Here is a 16,647-nt window from a genome sequence, read left to right on the forward strand (position 1 = left end):
GGTCGGCGTCGGCCCTAGAGCCGGGTCGAAGCCGTCCCCGCCGGTCAGAGGGGGTTTGTCCGGGTGGTGGACGTCCTCGGGAAGTTACCCGCCCGCCCCCGGTGGTGATAGCTACATTCTGGATAGTGAAATCTTAATTCCATCCTGTGGAAACATCCAATTGCGGCTCCGGTGTGTCAGTGCTCTGTCCGGGCGCTCTTGACTGGCTCCGGATCGGCGGCGAGACTCCGTCAACAGAACGTTGAATTTCGCTCTGTGGAAGTAGATGGGGAGGTTCCGGCGTGTCCGACGACGTGGAACTGGTACTGCGCTCGACTCGCGTCATCACCCCCGGGGGGACGCGTGCCGCTTCGGTCGCCGTCGCCGCCGGGAAGATCGTCGCCGTACTGCCGCACGACGCCGAGGTGCCGGCGGGCGCCCGGCTCGAGGACTTCGGCGACGACGTCCTGCTCCCCGGCCTGGTCGACACCCACGTGCACGTGAACGACCCGGGCCGCACCGAGTGGGAGGGCTTCTGGACGGCCACCCGCGCCGCCGCGGCCGGAGGCGTCACCACGATCCTCGACATGCCCCTCAACTCCCTGCCGCCGACCACCACGGTCGACCACCTCCGCGTCAAGCAGGAGGTCGCCCGCACCAAGGCGCACGTGGACGTCGGCTTCTGGGGCGGCGCCCTGCCGGACAACGTCAAGGACCTGCGCCCGCTGCACGACGCCGGCGTCTACGGCTTCAAGTGCTTCCTGTCGCCCTCCGGCGTCGACGAGTTCCCCGAACTCGACCAGGAGCAGCTGGCCACCTCCCTCGCCGAGATCACCGGCTTCGGCGGCCTGATGATCGTGCACGCCGAGGACCCGCACCACCTGGACTCCGCGCCGGTCGTCCCCGGACCCAGATACGCAGACTTCCTCGCCTCCCGCCCGCGCGACGCCGAGAACACCGCGATCGGGAACCTGATCGCCCAGGCGAAGCGGCTGGACGCGCGCGTCCACGTACTGCACCTGTCCTCCTCCGACGCGCTGCCGCTGATCGCCGCCGCCAAGGCCGAGGGCGTCCGCATCACCGTCGAGTCCTGCCCGCACTACCTCACCCTCACGGCCGAGGAAGTGCCCGACGGCGCCAGCGAGTTCAAGTGCTGCCCGCCCATCCGCGAGGCCGCCAACCAGGACCTCCTGTGGGACGCGCTCGCCGACGGCACCATCGACTGCATCGTCTCCGACCACTCGCCCTCCACGGCGGACCTGAAGACGGACGACTTCGCCACCGCCTGGGGCGGCATCTCCTCCCTGCAGCTGGGCCTGCCGGCGATCTGGACCGAGGCCCGCCGCCGCGGACGCAGCCTCGAGGACGTCGTGCGCTGGATGTCCGCCGCCCCGGCCGCCCTCGCGGGCCTCGCCGACAAGGGTGCGATCGAGGCCGGCCGCGACGCCGACTTCGCCGTGCTGGCCCCCGAAGAGACCTTCACCGTGGATCCCGCGGAACTGCACCACCGCAACCGGGTCACGGCGTACGCGGGCAAGACCCTGCACGGCGTCGTGAAGTCCACCTGGCTGCGCGGTACGCAGATCGCCGACCACGGCACCCCGACCGAGCCCACGGGCCGACTTCTCGAAAGGCAGAACTGACCAGTGGCGATTCCTTCCTTCACCGGTAACGCGAACCCGTACGGAGGCGGCGACCCGTACGCCGACTACCGCACCGCGGACTTCCCGTTCACCCAGCACGCGAACCTCGCCGCGCGTCAGCTCGGCGCGGGTGTCCTCGCCGCCAACGACGAGTTCTTCGCCCAGCGCGAGAACCTGCTCGTCGAGGAGGCCGCGCACTTCGACCCCGAGCACTTCGGCCACAAGGGCAAGGTCATGGACGGCTGGGAGACCCGCCGCCGCCGCGGTGTCTCGGCCGGGCAGCCCTGGCCGACCGCGGAGGACCACGACTGGGCGCTGATCCGCCTCGGCGCCCCGGGCGTCATCCGCGGCATCGTCGTCGACACCGCCCACTTCCGCGGCAACATGCCGCAGGCCGTCTCGGTGGAGGGCGCCTCCGTCGAGGGCTCCCCGACCGCGGAGGAGCTCCTCTCCGACGACGTGAAGTGGACGACCCTCGTACCGCGCACGCCCGTCGGCGGCCACGCCGCCAACGGCTTCGAGGTCGACGTCGAGCAGCGCTTCACGCACCTGCGCCTGAACCAGCACCCGGACGGCGGCATCGCCCGCCTGCGCGTCTACGGCGAGGTCCGCCCCGACCCGAAGTGGCTCGCCGCGCTCGGCACGTTCGACGTCGTGGCCCTGGAGAACGGCGGCTCCGTCCAGGACGCCTCCAACCGCTTCTACTCCCCGCCGACCAACACCATCAACCCGGGCCGCTCCCGCAAGATGGACGACGGCTGGGAGACCGCCCGCCGCCGCGACAACGGCAACGACTGGATCCGCTACCAGCTGGTGGCCGACTCCGAGATCCGCGCCGTCGAGATCGACACCGCCTACCTCAAGGGCAACTCGGCCGGATGGGCCTCGCTGTCCGTCAAGTCCGGCGAGGAGGGCGAGTGGACGGAGTTCCTGCCGCGCACCCGCCTGCAGCCCGACACCAACCACCGCTTCGTACTGGACACCCCGGCGGTCGGCACCCACGTGCGGATCGACATCTTCCCGGACGGCGGTTTCTCCCGCCTGCGCCTGTACGGCTCGCTGACGGAGTCCGGCGCGGCCGCGCTGACCGCCCGCCACCAGGAGCTGGGCGGCTGACGCCGACCGGTTCCCCGTGACTGCCCCGGGGGCCGACACCCCCGGGGCCCGCACGGCCCGACGGGGCGCACCGCAGCAGCGGTGCGCCCCGTCGGCGCATCCGGGTGCCGGACGCGCGCCCGGCACCCGCGCCCGGCACCCGGCGCCCGCGCCTGCGGCCGCTACGCCGCGTGGCCGCCGTCCACCGCGAACTCGGCGCCCGTCACATAGGCGGCGTCGGGACCAGCGAGGAAGGACACCAGGGCCGCCACCTCCTGCGCGGTGCCGAACCGGCCGAGGGCCGTCAGCGCGCTCTGCGCGGCGGCGTGGGGGCCGTCCGCCGGGTTCATGTCGGTGTCGACCGGGCCCGGGTGCACGAGGTTCGCGGTGATGCCGCGCCCGCCGAGCTCCCGCGCCAGCGCCTTGTTCAGGCCGGTCAGCGCGGCCTTGCTCATCGCGTACAGGGTGCCGCCCGGGCCGGGGACCCGCGCGGCCATGCAGCTGCCGATGGTGACGATCCGGCCGCCGGAGCCCATCCGGGCGGCCGCGGCCCGGGTGGTCAGGAACACGCCGCGCACGTTGACGGCCAGTACCCGGTCCACATCGGCCGGGCTCAGGGCCTCCAGCGGGCCGAGCACGCCGATGCCGGCGTTGTTGACCAGGGTGTCGATCCGCCCCAGGCCCCGTACGGTCTCCTCCACCGCGGCGACCGCCCGCGCCGGATCGCCCACGTCGGCCCGGACCGCCAGGGCGCGCCGGCCGAGCGCCTCGATCCGGCCCACGACCTCGGCCGCGGCCTGCGCGCCGCGGACGTACGTGAGCGCGACGTCGACGCCGTCCTCCGCCAGCCGCAGGGCGGTGGCCGCCCCGATCCCGCGGCCGCCGCCGGTCACCAGCGCCACCGTGCCACTGCTGCTCATGGTCTTCTCCCCGCTCTCGTCCGACAAGTCGTTGCGGGTTCAATGAAACGAGCGGCGAGGGGCGCGCGCTGGCGGGAATCGGACGTCGCGTTCGTGCGCGTCGCCCCGATGAGTTCCGGGGCGCCCGGGAGTCTGAACACGTGCAGCAGACAGCGGACACAAGGAGCGCAGAACCATGGGCAAGCTGACCCTCACCACCTTCGTGACCCTTGACGGCGTCATGCAGGCTCCCGGCGGACCGGAGGAGGACCCCAGCGGCGGGTTCGCGTACGGCGGCTGGCTGGTCCCGTTCAGCGACGAGGGCATGGGGGCGTTCATGAACGAGGTGTTCGACCGGGCCGGCGCCTTCCTGCTCGGGCGCCGCACGTACGAGATCTTCGCCGACTACTGGCCGAAGGTGACCGACCCCACGCACCCGATCGCGAGTCGGCTCAACGGGCTGCCGAAGTACGTCGCCTCGACCACGCTCACGGAACCGGCCTGGGCCGGGACCACGGTCATCGACGGCGAACACCTCCAGGCCGAGATCATGCGGGTCAAGGACGCGCTGGAGGGGAGCCGGGAACTCCAGGTGCACGGCAGCGGGGCGCTGGCCCAGTGGCTGCTGGCGCGGGACCTCGTGGACGAGCTGAACCTGCTGGTGTTCCCCGTCTTCCTGGGCGCCGGGCAGCGGCTGTTCCCCACGGGCGGGCTGCCGACGGCCTGCGAGCTGGCCGCGTCGCGCACGACGCCGAACGGCACGGCCATCCTCACCTACCGCCCGACGGGCCGGGCCACCTTCGGCACCTTCGTCTGACCCGGCCACCGCCCACCGGGGCCGGGGCGGGCGGGCCCCCCCGGAGGACGGCGACCGGAGGCGGCCACCGGGCCGGCCCGCCCCGGCCCCGGCCGGCGGTGAAACCGCTCGACCGCCATGATCGGCTCCGGTACGGTGAGCCGCGCCCGAGGGAGCCGCCGAAGTCTCCACCCGCTTCACGCCGATGGAGAGTCCCTGGTGAGCTCGTCCGCCCTCCTTGCACGCACTGCCGCCCCCCGCCGGGCCTGGCTCGCCGATCTGCCCGTCCTGGCCGTCGCCGTCGTCTGGGGCGGCAGCTATCTCGCCGCCAAGGGCATCACCACGGGCCACACCGTGATCGCCGTCCTCGTCCTGCGCTTCGCGCTCGTGCTGCCCGTGCTCGCCGTCGCCGGGTGGCAGCGGCTGCGGGCGCTCACCGCCGGGCAGCTGCGCGGCGCGGGCCTGCTGGGGCTGGTACTCGGCGGGATCTTCCTGCTGGAGACCTACGGGGTGGTGCACACCTCCGCCACCAACGCCGGACTGATCATCAGCCTCACCATGATCTTCACCCCGCTCGCCGAGGCCGCCGTACGGCGCAAGGCCCCGTCGGGCGCCTTCCTCGCGGGCGCCGCGGCCTCCGTCGCCGGCGTCGTCCTGCTCACCCAGGGCGCCGGGTTCACCGTCCCCGGTACCGGCGACCTGCTCATCCTCGGCGCGGCGCTCGCCCGGACCCTGCACGTCCTGCTGATGGCGCGGATCAAGGCCGTCCAGGACGCCGACTCGTTGTCGCTGACCACCGTTCAGTTCGGCGGCGCCGTCCTCGTCTTCGCCGTGCTGGCAGCCGTGCCCGGCACCGGCGACAGCCCCTGGGCGGCCGCCGCCGGCTTCGGGGCGGCCGAGTGGGCGGGGCTCGCCTTCCTCTCCGTCTTCTGCACCCTCTTCGCCTTCTTCGTGCAGATGTGGGCCGTACGCCGCTCCTCGCCCTCCCGGGTCAGCCTGCTGCTCGGCACCGAACCCCTGTGGGCGGCCGCGGCCGGCATCGCCATCGGCGGCGAACACCTCGGCCCGGCCGGCCTCGTGGGCGCCGCTCTCGTCCTCGGCGGCACGGCCTGGGGCCGCCGCGCCGTGGCCGGATGACCTCGGATGCCGTCCGATCCCGGGCGCATGACCGGAAATCGATGGTCCCAGCACCGAGCGGTCACATTAATGTGACCGCATGCCACAACCGGACATCAGCGTGAACGACGCAGACTTCCACGCAGACCCCTACTCCTTCTACGCCCGGCTGCGCGCGGCGGGACCGGTGCACCAGGTCGAGGTCACGGCCGCCGAGTACGCGCCGACCTTCCTGGTCGTCGGCTACGAAGAGGCCCGCCACGCCCTCAACCACCCGGGTCTGTCGAAGAACTGGGTCAGCAGCGCCGTCCTGCCGGGCATCGCGACCACCCCCGCCAACAGCAACATGCTGGAGGCCGACCCGCCGCACCACACCCGGCTGCGCCGCCTGGTCGCCCGCGAGTTCACCGCCCGCCGGGTGCAGGCGATGCGCCCCCGCGTCCAGCAGATCACCGACGACCTGCTCGACGCGATGGCCGCCCGCCCGCAGCGCACCGCCGACCTGATCAAGGCCCTCGCCTTCCCGCTGCCCATGACCGTCATCGGCGAACTCCTCGGCGTCCCCGACCTGGACCGCGAGCGCTTCAGCTACTGGTCCAAGGAGGTCCTCGCGCCCACCTCCGTCACCCCGAGCACCACCGCGCACCAGAAGCTCGGCGACTACCTCGCGGAGCTCGTCGAGGCCAAGGCCAAGGACCCCGGCGAGGACCTGCTCAGCGCCCTCATCCGGACCCGCGACGAGGACGGCGACGCGCTGTCGCCCGACGAGCTGATCGGCATGGCCTTCCTGCTGCTGATCGCCGGCCACGAGACCACCGTCAACCTCATCTCCAACGGCACGCGCGCCCTGCTGGCCCACCCGGACCAGCTGGCCGCCCTGCGCGCCGACTACGACGGCCTGCTCGACGGCGCGATCGAGGAGATGCTCCGCTACGACGGCCCGGTGCAGAACACCACCTACCGCTACGCCCGCGAGGACATGGAGATAGGCGGCACCGCCGTCCCGGCCGGAGCCACCGTCCTCGTCTCGCTGGCCGGCGCGGACCGCGACCCCGGGCGGTACGAGGCCCCCGACGCGTTCGACATCCGGCGCGCCCCGCAGGGCCACCTCGCCTTCGGGCACGGACTGCACTTCTGCATCGGCGCCCCGCTGGCCCGGATGGAGGGCCGCATCGCGATCCGCGGGCTGCTGGAGCGCTTCCCGGACCTCGCCGAGGACCCGGCCGGGGAGGCGCCGACGTACATCGGGGGCAGTCTGATCCGGGGCGTGACCCGACTGCCGGTGCGCTGGTAGCCGCCGCCCGTGGCCGATTCCGTAGCGCACCCGCCGCCGGGGCCCCTACAGGTCCGGGAGCTCCGCCATCCGGACCGGGCGGCGCTCCCGGCGCGACAGCTCGCAGGCCTCCGCGATCCGCAGCGCGGCCAGCGCCTCCCGGCCGTCGCACGGGTTGGGGCCATCGCCGCGCACCAGCCGGACGAAGGCGGCCAGCTCCGCCTCGTACGCGGGGGCGAACCGTTCCAGGAACCCCGTCCACGGTTTGCTGGCCGGGGGCGGGCCCTGCGGTTCGGTCGAGGCGATCGGCGTACGGTCGTCCAGCCCGGAGGAGACCTGGTCGAGCTCCCCGGCCAGCTCCATCCGCACGTCGTACCCGGCGCCGTTGCACCGGGTGCCCGTACAGGTGGCCAGGGTCCCGTCGTCCAGGGTGAGGAGGGCGACGGCGGTGTCCACGTCGCCGACCTCGCGGAACATCGCCGGACCCGCGTCGGAGCCGGTCGCGTAGACCTCCGTCACCTCGTGCCCGGTCACCCAGCGGACCATGTCGAAGTCGTGCACCAGGCAGTCCCGGTACAGGCCCCCGGACGTCGCCAGGTAGGCGGCGGGCGGCGGCGCCGGATCGGCGGTCATCGTCCGTACGGTGTGCAGCCGGCCGAGGGCTCCGGAGCGCACCAGCTCGCGCGCGGTGCGGCAGCCCGCGTCGAAGCGGCGCATGAAGCCCAGCTGGAGCACCCCGTCCGCGGCGGTCACCTCGCGCAGTACGGCCAGCGTCCGGGCGAGGTCGGTGGCCAGGGGCTTCTCGCAGAACACGGGGAGTCCGCCCCGGATCGCCCGCAGGACCAGCTCAGCGTGCCCGTCGGTCGCGCAGGCGACCACCACGGCGTCCACACCCCACTTGAAGACCTGTTCCACGGAGGGCGCGGCGGTCGCCCCCAGCCGGTCGGCGATGCGCGCCGCACGCGCGGGATCGGCGTCGGCGAGCAGCAGCGAGCCGGCGTCCGGGTGGCGGGCCAGTGCCGCCGCGTGGAAAGAGCCGATCCGGCCCGTTCCGATCACCCCGATGCGCATGCACTCAACCTGACCCCGTCAGGGGGAGCTGTCAATCTGCCCGACAGTACCCGGATGGCCCAGATGGCCTCGAAGGCCCCGATGACCGCACATGGTCCACTGTGGCGGATACTGAGCGGCTGGAACCGGAATGACCGCTTTGACATCAGCAGCATGCAGGACGAGGGAAGGGCACGCAGACGTGGCTAGGGTTCGGACAGGGGTACGCGTCGTGGGCGCCGTGCTCGCGACGGTACTGGGAGCCTCCCTCGTGGGCTGCAGCAGTACGGGCGGCAAGCGTGCCGAAGACCGGGCGAAGGCCGCCCAGGCGGGCCGGCCCGCCGTGTCCACCCCGCGCTGGACCTTCGCGATGGTCACCCACGCGGGCGACGGCGACACCTTCTGGGACATCGTCCAGAAGGGCGCCAAGGAGGCCGCGGCGAAGGACAACATCAACTTCGTCTACGCCCACGACGACCAGGCACAGCAGCAGGCCCAGTTCGTGCAGAACGCCATCGACCAGAAGGTCGACGGGATCGTGGTGAGCCTGGCCAAGCCCGAGGCGCTCAAGGACGTCATCGGCAAGGCCGTCAAGGCCGGCATCCCGGTGATCACGGTCAACTCCGGATCCGCGCAGTCCGCCGCGTACGGCGCGCTCACCCACATCGGCCAGGACGAGGAGATCGCCGGCGAGGCGGTCGGCACCGAGCTGACCAAGCGCGGCAGGAAGAAGGCCGTCTGCGTCCTGCACGAGCAGGGCAACGTCGGCCACGAGCAGCGCTGCGCCGGGGCGAAGAAGACGTTCGGCGGGGACATGGAGAACCTGTACGTCGAGGGCACCAACATGCCCTCCGTCCAGGCGGCCGTCCAGGCGAAGCTGCAGGCCGACCCGTCCGTCGACGCGATCGTGACCCTCGGCGCCCCCTTCGCCCCGACCGCGATCAAGGCCAAGGACGCGGCGGGCAGCAAGGCCGAGGTCGACACCTTCGACCTCAACGCCTCCGTCGCCCGCGACCTCAAGTCCGGCGCCCTCGGCTTCGCCGTCGACCAGCAGCCCTACCTCCAGGGCTACGAGGCGATCGATCTGCTCTGGCTGTACCGCTACAACGCGAACGTGCTCGGCGGCGGCCGCCCCGTACTCACCGGACCGCAGATCGTGACGGCCGACGCGGCCGGCAAGCTGGAGGAGTTCATCAAGCGGGGCAGCCGATGAGCACGGCAACAGCCGTCGACGAGCGGCTCGCCCCCACCTCCCTGGCCCGCAAGCTGCTCGGGCGCCCCGAGCTGGGCTCGGTGGTCGGCGCGGCCGCCGTCTTCGTCTTCTTCTCCTTCGCCGCGCCCAGCTTCCTGCAGGCCTCCAGCCTGAGCACGATCCTCTACTCGGCCTCCACCATCGGGATCATGGCCGTCCCGGTGGCCCTGCTGATGATCGGCGGCGAGTTCGACCTCTCGGCCGGCGTCATGGTCACCACCTCGGCGCTGGTCGCCTCGATGTTCAGCTACCAGATGACCGCCAACGTGTGGGTGGGCGTCGGGGTGTCCCTGCTGGTCACCCTCGCCATCGGCTTCTTCAACGGGGTCATGCTGACCCGCACCAAGCTGCCCAGCTTCATCATCACGCTCGGCACCTTCCTGATGCTGACGGGCCTGAACCTCGGTTTCACCAAGCTGATCAGCGGCTCCGTCTCGACCAAGTCCATCGCCGACATGGAGGGCTTCTCCTCCGCCCGCGCCCTCTTCGCCTCGCAGTGGAACATCGGCTCGGTCACGCTCAAGGTCACCATCCTGTGGTGGCTGGCCCTGGTCGCCGTCGCCACCTGGATCCTGCTGCGCACCCGCGCCGGGAACTGGATCTTCGCGGTCGGCGGCGGAGCGGACGCGGCCCGCGCGACCGGCGTCCCGGTCGTCAAGACCCGTATCGGCCTCTACATGGGCGTCGCCCTGTGCGCCTGGATCTCCGGGCAGCACATCCTCTTCTCGTTCGACGTGGTCCAGTCGGGCGAGGGCGTGGGCAACGAGTTCCTGTACATCATCGCGGCCGTCATCGGCGGCTGCCTGATGACCGGCGGCTACGGCTCCGCGGTGGGCTCGGCCGTCGGTGCCTTCATCTTCGGCATGACCATCAACGGCATCGTGTACGCCCAGTGGAACCCGGACTGGTTCAAGTTCTTCCTCGGCGCGATGCTCCTGCTGGCCACGCTGCTCAACGCATGGGTCCGCAAGCGGGCGGAGGCGAAGTGATGACCGAGACCGTGTCCAGGACCGCGGACGGGAAGACCCCCGCCACGGCGCTCGTGAAGATGACCGACGTCAGCAAGCACTACGGCAACATCCGCGCGCTCCAGGGGGTCTCCCTGGAGGTCCACGCCGGCGAGATCACCTGTGTCCTCGGCGACAACGGCGCCGGAAAGTCCACCCTGATCAAGATCATCGCGGGGCTGCACCGGCACGACGCCGGCAGCTTCGAGATCGAGGGCGAGGAGACGGAGCTCGTCAACCCGCGCGCCGCCCTCGACCACGGCATCGCCACCGTCTACCAGGACCTGGCCGTCGTCCCGCTCATGCCCGTCTGGCGGAACTTCTTCCTCGGCTCCGAGCCCACCAAGGGCCGCGGCCCCCTCCGCCGCCTCGACGTGGGGTTCATGCGCGAGACCACCCGCGCCGAGCTGCTGCGCATGGGCATCGACCTGCGCGACGTCGACCAGCCGATCGGCACCCTTTCCGGCGGTGAGCGGCAGTGCGTGGCCATCGCCCGCGCCGTCTACTTCGGTGCGAAGGTCCTCGTGCTCGACGAGCCCACCGCCGCCCTCGGCGTGAAGCAGTCCGGCGTGGTCCTCAAGTACGTCGCCGCAGCCCGCGACGCGGGCCTCGGCGTGGTCCTCATCACCCACAACCCGCACCACGCCTACCTGGTCGGGGACCGGTTCGTGCTGCTCAAGCGCGGCACCATGGCCGGCAGTCACACCCGCGACTCGATCGCCCTGGACGAGCTCACCCGCCAGATGGCGGGCGGCTCCGAGCTGGACGAGCTGAGCCACGAACTGGAGCGGGTGGCAGAATCAGGACCGGACCACCCGTCCGGGGCAGCCGATCCGGCGTCCGGCACCACCGCACCCTGAGGGACGACACGACTCGATGAGCACGTACCGGGACTTCACGCTCACCCACCGGGGGTCCGCGCGAGGCACCGTCCTGCGGACCATCGGGACCCGTGAGCGCCGGTCGCACCTGACCGCCCCGCGCGTCCCGACCGTCGGCATCGACATCGGCGGCACCAAGGTGATGGCCGGTGTCGTCGACGCCGACGGGATCATCCTGGAGAAGATCCGCACCGAGACCCCCGACAAGTCCAAGAGCCCCAAGGTCGTCGAGGACACCATCGTCGAGCTGGTGCTCGACCTGTCCGACCGGCACGACGTCCACGCGGTGGGCATCGGCGCGGCCGGCTGGGTCGACGCCGACCGCTCCCGGGTGCTGTTCGCACCCCACCTGGCCTGGCGCGACGAGCCGCTGCGCGACGCGCTGCAGTCCCGGCTCGCCGTCCCGGTCATGGTGGACAACGATGCCAACACCGCCGCCTGGGCCGAGTGGCGCTTCGGCGCCGGGCGGGGCGAGGACCACCTCGTCATGATCACCCTTGGCACCGGCATCGGCGGCGCCATCCTCGAGGGCGGCCAGGTCAAGCGCGGCCGCTTCGGGGTCGCCGGCGAGTTCGGCCACATGCAGGTCGTCCCCGGCGGCCACCGCTGCCCGTGCGGCAACCGCGGCTGCTGGGAGCAGTACAGCTCCGGAAACGCCCTGGTCCGCGAGGCCCGCGAGCTGGCCGCCGCCGACTCCCCGGTCGCGCACGACATCATCGCCAGGGTCGGCGGCAACGTCTCGGAGATCACCGGGCCGCTCATCACCGAGCTGGCCCGCGAGGGCGACGCCATGTGCGTCGAGCTCCTCGAGGACATCGGCCAGTGGCTCGGCGTCGGCATCGCCAACCTCGCCGCCGCCCTCGACCCCTCCTGCTTCGTCATCGGCGGCGGCGTCAGCGCCGCCGACGACCTGCTGATCGGCCCCGCCCGGGACGCCTTCCGGCGCCACCTCACCGGCCGCGGCTACCGGCCCGAGGCCCGGATCGCCAAGGCCCAGCTCGGCCCCGAGGCCGGCATGGTCGGCGCCGCCGACCTGGCCCGGCTCGTCGCCCGCCGCTTCCGCCGCGCCACGCGCCGGCGCGTCGAACGCTACGAGCGCTACGCGCAGTGGGGCCTGATCGACTCCCCGGCCACCGCGGACCGCAAGGCCGCGGACACCAAGGCCGCCGAGGCCAAGGCCGCCGACCCGGCGAACGCGGAGCTCACGGACGGGGACACGCAGTGACACCGCCCTCCCTGCCCCGCCAGGCGCCCGCCCCCGACGAGGGCGGCACTCCGCTCCCGGCGGAGGACCGCAAGCACGTCGTCCGGCGCCGCTGGATCACGGCGATCATCATCCTGCTGCTGGTCGGCGTGCCCGCCGGCTACCTCGCCGTGTCCGCCCAGCAGAGCCGCGAGAGCGGCCGCGACAAGGCCGCCAAGGTCGGCGCGACCAAGGTGCGCCCCGGCTGGCCGTCCAAGGTGCAGCGCAGCATCTACGAGGTGCCGATCCCGCCGAAGGCCTGGCGGGTCGGGTTCCTCGAGACCAACAACTGGCGCACCAGCCGGCTGTACGTGCAGTTCGCGGTCACCCCCGCCGACCTGGACTCCTTCCTCGCCGAGGTCGGCACCAGCCGCGCCGAGCTGACCCGTGAGGTCTCCGTCGGGGCGCACGACTCCGCGGTCGCGGGCTGGAGCTGGGGCCCGCAGAACTCCTGGTACGGCACCACCCTGGAGCAGCCGAACCCGCGCCCGACCCGGGACGTCACGGTCGACCTCACGGACCCGGAGAAGCCCCGGGTCTACGTGGTGTCCACGGCGACCCCGTAGCGGCAACCCCGTGGTACCGCCCCTGTAGCCGCATCGTCACGCCGCTAGCCTGGGATCATGAAGCTCACCAAGCGGCTGCACTCCTGTGTCCAACTGGAGAAGGACGGGCGTGTGCTCGTCATCGACCCGGGCGCCTTCAGCGAGCCCGACGCGGGGCTCGGCGCCGACGCCCTGCTCGTCACGCACGAGCACCCCGACCACTTCGACGAGGGCCGGCTGCGGGCCGCGCTCGACGCGAACCCGGCCGCCGCGCTGTGGACGCTGCGCAGCGTCGCGGAACGGCTGGCCCCGGCTTATCCGGGCCGCGTGCACACCGTCGGCCACGGGGACGCCTTCACCGCGGCCGGGTTCGAGGTCCAGGTGCACGGCGAGCTGCACGCCGTGATCCACCCGGACATCCCGCAGGTCACCAATGTCGGCTACCTGGTGGAGGGTTCGCTGTTCCATCCCGGCGACGCGCTGACGGTGCCCGAGGTGCCCGTGGACACCCTGATGCTGCCGGTGCACGCGCCCTGGAACAAGGTCTCCGAAGTGATCGACTACCTGCGCGAGGTCAAGCCGCGCCGGGCCATCGACATCCACGACGCCTACCTCTCGGACATCGCCCGGCCGATCTACGACCACGCCCTGGCCGCCCTCGGCGGCACCCACCACGGGCGGCTCGCCGCCGGGGACGCCGCGCAGCTGTGACTGTCGGAGCCGGGCGGTAGGTTGGACGGCATGCGTATCGCCACGTTCAACGTCAACTCGATCACCGCCCGGCTGCCGCGCCTGCTGGCCTGGCTGGAGAGCTCCGGCACGGATGTCGTGTGCATCCAGGAGACCAAGTGCTCCGCGGAGCAGTTCCCGCACGAGCAGCTGCGCGAGCTGGGCTACGAGGCGGCCGTCAACGCCACCGGCCGGTGGAACGGCGTGGCCCTGATCTCCAAGGCCGGCCTGGAGGACGTGGTCACGGGCCTGCCCGGCGGCCCCGACTACGAGGGCGTCCAGGAGCCCCGGGCGATCTCCGCCACCTGTGGCGGGGTGCGCCTGTGGTCGGTGTACGTGCCGAACGGCCGCGAGGTCGAGCACGACCACTACGGCTACAAGCTGGACTGGTTCCGCGCGCTGACCGCCGCCGTCGCCGAAGACGCGGCCGGCCCGCGCCCGTTCGCCGTGCTCGGCGACTACAACGTGGCCCCCACCGACGAGGACGTGTACGACCCGGCGGTCTTCGCGGGGCTGACCCACGTGACCCCCGCCGAGCGCGCCGCCCTGGAGGCACTGCGTGCCGCGGGGCTCTCCGACGTGCTGCCGCGCCCGCTGAAGTACGACCGGCCGTACACGTACTGGGACTACCGCCAGCTCGCCTTCCCCAAGAACCGCGGCATGCGCATCGACCTGGTCTACGGGAACGAGCCCTTCACCAAGGCCGTCACCGACGCCTTCGTCGACCGCGAGGAGCGCAAGGGCAAGGGCGCCTCGGACCACGCCCCGGTGGTCGTGGACCTGGCGCTGGACGACGGGGCATAGGGGCGCCGTGGACGGATCCCGCGCGCCCTGTGGCCAGCGCGGGATCCTGGTGCCAGGCTGGGCGGTATGAACATCCCCTTCCTGGACAACTGGCTGAACCGGCACGAAACGGGACGGGGTGCGGGACTCGCCGCCGCCCTCGCGGACGACCCCGAGGGCATCAACGAGTTGTTCTCGGAATGCGAGATGCTGCGCGTCCACGCGCGGGCTGCCGGGCTGGAACTCGACGAGACCCCGGCCTCGTTGGAGGCGCTCGACCAGCTGATGCCCCGCTGGCGCCGGGACCCGGTGGTCGTGCCCTGGCTGGGCAACGACGCGGGCCTCTACCTCGGGACCGTGATCATCCGGACCAAGCTGGGCTCCGCCTGGCAGGTGTGGCCCAACGGCCAGCCGGTGATCCGCCTGGCCTCGGGCCGTGAGCTGAACGTGGTGGAGTCGGGGGTGTCCTGGGCGATGACCGGATCCCCCGAGCTCTCCCAGGCCTACGCCGAAGCCTCCGAGGGCTGACCCCTTCCACGGGAACGGTCAGGCTGTTTCATCACCCCGTGGTCTTTATGCCCTCTTTAGGCGTGTCGAGGCGAAGTGCTCTTCCGCGGCTGGATAGTTTGCGCTGACCTCGAGATTCCGACAGGTGGGCAGGGCAGCGCATGGCCGTCGATCCGTTGATCGAGCTGCGGGACGTCAACAAGCACTACGGGGCATTGCACGTCCTCCAGGACATCAACCTCACCGTCGGCCGCGGGGAGGTGGTGGTGATCATCGGCCCGTCAGGTTCCGGGAAGTCGACCCTGTGCCGGACCATCAACCGCCTGGAGACCATCGAGTCGGGCACGATCCGGCTCGAGGGCAAGCCGCTGCCCGACGAGGGCAAGGAGCTGGCCGCGCTCCGCGCCGACGTCGGGATGGTCTTCCAGTCGTTCAACCTCTTCGCGCACAAGACCGTCCTCGCGAACGTCTCGCTCGCGCAGATCAAGGTCAGGAAGCGCAAGAAGGACGAGGCCGACAAGCGCTCCCGGGAGCTGCTCGCCCGCGTCGGCCTCGCCGACCAGGCGCCGAAATACCCCGCCCAGCTCTCCGGCGGCCAGCAGCAGCGCGTCGCCATCGCCCGCGCCCTGGCCATGAACCCCAAGGCGCTGCTCTTCGACGAGCCCACCTCCGCCCTCGACCCGGAGATGATCAACGAGGTGCTGGAGGTCATGCGGCAGCTCGCCGCCGACGGCATGACCATGGTCGTGGTCACCCACGAGATGGGCTTCGCCCGCTCCGCCGCCAACCGCGTCGTGTTCATGGACGACGGCAGGATCGTCGAGGACCGGACACCTGAGGCCTTCTTCACCGCCCCGGAGAGCGAACGGGCCAAGGACTTCCTCTCCAAGATCCTCAAGCACTGAGGGGCGGGCCGATGAAGCGAACCCGCGGCGCGCGGCCGCGCGCCCGCCTCCGCCTCCTCCTCGCCGCCGCCCTGCTGGCGGCCCTCGCCGGCTGCGGCAAGGAGGGCAGCCCCCCGGTCAAGGGCCCGCAGCCCGAGGACCTGCCGGTGTACGAGGCCGCTGCGGACTTCCGGCTGCCGGAGTCCCCCACCTGGGAGAAGGCCAGGAAGCGCGGCCACCTGGTGGTCGGCGCGAAGGAGGACCAGCCGTACATGGGGGAGAAGGACCCGGCGAGCGGCCGCTACTCCGGCTTCGACATCGAGATCGCCAAGATGATGTCGGCCTCGCTCGGCTTCGACCCCAAGACGATCGAGTTCAAGACGATCGCCTCCGCCAACCGCGAGACCGCCCTCCAGAACGGCCAGATCGACTACTACGTCGGCACCTACACGATCAACGACAACCGCAAGAAGCAGGTCGGCTTCGCCGGCCCGTACTTCATGGCCGGCCAGTCCCTTCTCGTCCGCAAGAACGAGAAGGACATCAAGGGCCCCGAGGACCTCGCCGGCAAGAAGGTCTGCTCCGCCGCCGGGTCCACCCCGTACCAGCGGCTCCAGAAGGAGTACCCGCAGGCGGTCCTGGTCGCCTACGACACCTACTCGGTCTGCGTGGACAACCTGCTGACGTACCAGGTCGACGCCGTCTCCACCGACGACTCGATCCTCCTCGGCTACGCGGCCAAGGTTCCCGAGGAGCTCAAGGTGGCCGGCACTCCCTTCTCCCGGGAGCCCTACGGCATCGGCGTCCCCCGCAGCGACAACGCCCTGCGCTTCGCCCTCGACGACGCCCTGGAGAAGCACGAGGAGAACGGCGACTGGAAGAAGGCGTACGAGGCCACGCTCGGCCTCTCCGGCGTACCCGCCCCGAAGCCACCCGCCATCGACCGGTACCCGGCGAGCTGAGGG

The 16,647-nt window shown here is 71.8% G+C and carries 17 protein-coding genes; 15 read left to right on the top strand and 2 right to left on the bottom strand.

Annotation, left to right across the window (positions count from 1 at the left end):
- Positions 1 to 281: 281 nt before the first annotated feature.
- Together allB and alc are read left to right on the top strand one after the other, a co-directional pair.
- Entirely contained in the window at positions 282 to 1,622 is a 1,341-nt protein-coding gene (gene allB, locus ACZ5WG_RS35985) for an allantoinase AllB (RefSeq protein ID WP_468728741.1), read from the top strand.
- 3 nt (positions 1,623 to 1,625) lie between these two features.
- Complete coding sequence (alc, locus tag ACZ5WG_RS35990; protein WP_468728742.1) at positions 1,626 to 2,738, top strand: allantoicase; 1,113 nt, start codon at positions 1,626 to 1,628, stop codon at positions 2,736 to 2,738.
- A gap of 161 nt (positions 2,739 to 2,899) precedes the next feature.
- On the opposite strand, the gene ACZ5WG_RS35995 is transcribed toward alc, so the two are convergent.
- A complete protein-coding gene (locus ACZ5WG_RS35995; protein WP_468728743.1) occupies positions 2,900 to 3,637 on the bottom strand; it encodes a 3-oxoacyl-ACP reductase family protein in 738 nt (245 codons plus the stop codon).
- A gap of 175 nt (positions 3,638 to 3,812) precedes the next feature.
- Here ACZ5WG_RS35995 and ACZ5WG_RS36000 point away from each other — a divergent pair, with 175 nt between their 5' ends.
- The 3 genes from ACZ5WG_RS36000 (at position 3,813) to ACZ5WG_RS36010 (ending at position 6,822) form a co-directional block, all read left to right on the top strand.
- Complete coding sequence (locus tag ACZ5WG_RS36000) at positions 3,813 to 4,433, top strand: dihydrofolate reductase family protein (RefSeq protein ID WP_053693486.1); 621 nt, start codon at positions 3,813 to 3,815, stop codon at positions 4,431 to 4,433.
- 198 nt (positions 4,434 to 4,631) lie between these two features.
- On the top strand, positions 4,632 to 5,549 hold the full coding sequence (locus ACZ5WG_RS36005; protein WP_468728744.1) for a DMT family transporter: 918 nt from the start codon (positions 4,632 to 4,634) through the stop codon (positions 5,547 to 5,549).
- A gap of 79 nt (positions 5,550 to 5,628) precedes the next feature.
- Complete coding sequence (locus tag ACZ5WG_RS36010) at positions 5,629 to 6,822, top strand: cytochrome P450 family protein (protein ID WP_468728745.1); 1,194 nt, start codon at positions 5,629 to 5,631, stop codon at positions 6,820 to 6,822.
- Between the two features lie 45 nt (positions 6,823 to 6,867).
- Here ACZ5WG_RS36010 and ACZ5WG_RS36015 read toward each other — a convergent pair whose 3' ends face one another.
- Positions 6,868 to 7,872 (bottom strand): Gfo/Idh/MocA family protein, encoded by a 1,005-nt coding sequence (locus ACZ5WG_RS36015; protein ID WP_468728746.1) that lies wholly within the window; start codon positions 7,870 to 7,872, stop codon positions 6,868 to 6,870.
- A 181-nt stretch (positions 7,873 to 8,053) separates the two neighbouring features.
- Between ACZ5WG_RS36015 and ACZ5WG_RS36020 the strand changes: the two genes are divergently transcribed.
- The 10 genes from ACZ5WG_RS36020 to ACZ5WG_RS36065 all read left to right on the top strand — a co-directional run bounded on the left by ACZ5WG_RS36020 (position 8,054) and on the right by ACZ5WG_RS36065 (position 16,644).
- Positions 8,054 to 9,064, top strand: coding sequence for a sugar ABC transporter substrate-binding protein (locus ACZ5WG_RS36020; RefSeq protein ID WP_468728747.1), 1,011 nt, complete (start codon positions 8,054 to 8,056; stop codon positions 9,062 to 9,064).
- Positions 9,061 to 10,092 (top strand): ABC transporter permease, encoded by a 1,032-nt coding sequence (locus tag ACZ5WG_RS36025; RefSeq protein WP_468728748.1) that lies wholly within the window; start codon positions 9,061 to 9,063, stop codon positions 10,090 to 10,092. Before ACZ5WG_RS36020 ends, ACZ5WG_RS36025 begins: the two co-directional genes overlap by 4 nt.
- Positions 10,092 to 10,970, top strand: coding sequence for an ATP-binding cassette domain-containing protein (locus tag ACZ5WG_RS36030; RefSeq protein ID WP_468728749.1), 879 nt, complete (start codon positions 10,092 to 10,094; stop codon positions 10,968 to 10,970). Before ACZ5WG_RS36025 ends, ACZ5WG_RS36030 begins: the two co-directional genes overlap by 1 nt.
- Before the next feature lie 16 nt (positions 10,971 to 10,986).
- Positions 10,987 to 12,216, top strand: a complete 1,230-nt coding sequence (locus tag ACZ5WG_RS36035) for an ROK family glucokinase (protein ID WP_468728750.1) — start codon at positions 10,987 to 10,989, stop codon at positions 12,214 to 12,216.
- A complete protein-coding gene (locus ACZ5WG_RS36040) occupies positions 12,213 to 12,800 on the top strand; it encodes a hypothetical protein (protein ID WP_468728752.1) in 588 nt (195 codons plus the stop codon). The genes ACZ5WG_RS36035 and ACZ5WG_RS36040 overlap by 4 nt, the downstream gene beginning before the upstream one ends.
- A 57-nt stretch (positions 12,801 to 12,857) precedes the next feature.
- Positions 12,858 to 13,490 carry an MBL fold metallo-hydrolase gene (locus tag ACZ5WG_RS36045; RefSeq protein ID WP_468728753.1) on the top strand — a complete coding sequence of 211 codons (633 nt, stop codon included), beginning with the start codon at positions 12,858 to 12,860 and terminating at the stop codon, positions 13,488 to 13,490.
- Positions 13,491 to 13,520: 30 nt separating this feature from the next.
- Positions 13,521 to 14,312 (top strand): exodeoxyribonuclease III, encoded by a 792-nt coding sequence (locus ACZ5WG_RS36050; protein ID WP_468728754.1) that lies wholly within the window; start codon positions 13,521 to 13,523, stop codon positions 14,310 to 14,312.
- 66 nt (positions 14,313 to 14,378) lie between these two features.
- The gene (locus ACZ5WG_RS36055) at positions 14,379 to 14,819 is read left to right on the top strand and encodes a DUF6278 family protein (protein WP_468728756.1); all 441 of its coding nucleotides are present in this window, start codon (positions 14,379 to 14,381) and stop codon (positions 14,817 to 14,819) included.
- A 140-nt stretch (positions 14,820 to 14,959) separates the two neighbouring features.
- Positions 14,960 to 15,703 carry an amino acid ABC transporter ATP-binding protein gene (locus tag ACZ5WG_RS36060; RefSeq protein ID WP_468728757.1) on the top strand — a complete coding sequence of 248 codons (744 nt, stop codon included), beginning with the start codon at positions 14,960 to 14,962 and terminating at the stop codon, positions 15,701 to 15,703.
- A gap of 11 nt (positions 15,704 to 15,714) precedes the next feature.
- The gene (locus ACZ5WG_RS36065) at positions 15,715 to 16,644 is read left to right on the top strand and encodes a glutamate ABC transporter substrate-binding protein (protein ID WP_468728758.1); all 930 of its coding nucleotides are present in this window, start codon (positions 15,715 to 15,717) and stop codon (positions 16,642 to 16,644) included.
- Positions 16,645 to 16,647 lie beyond the last annotated feature (3 nt).

It is taken from the genome of Streptomyces sp. NPDC032745 (assembly GCF_055579465.1).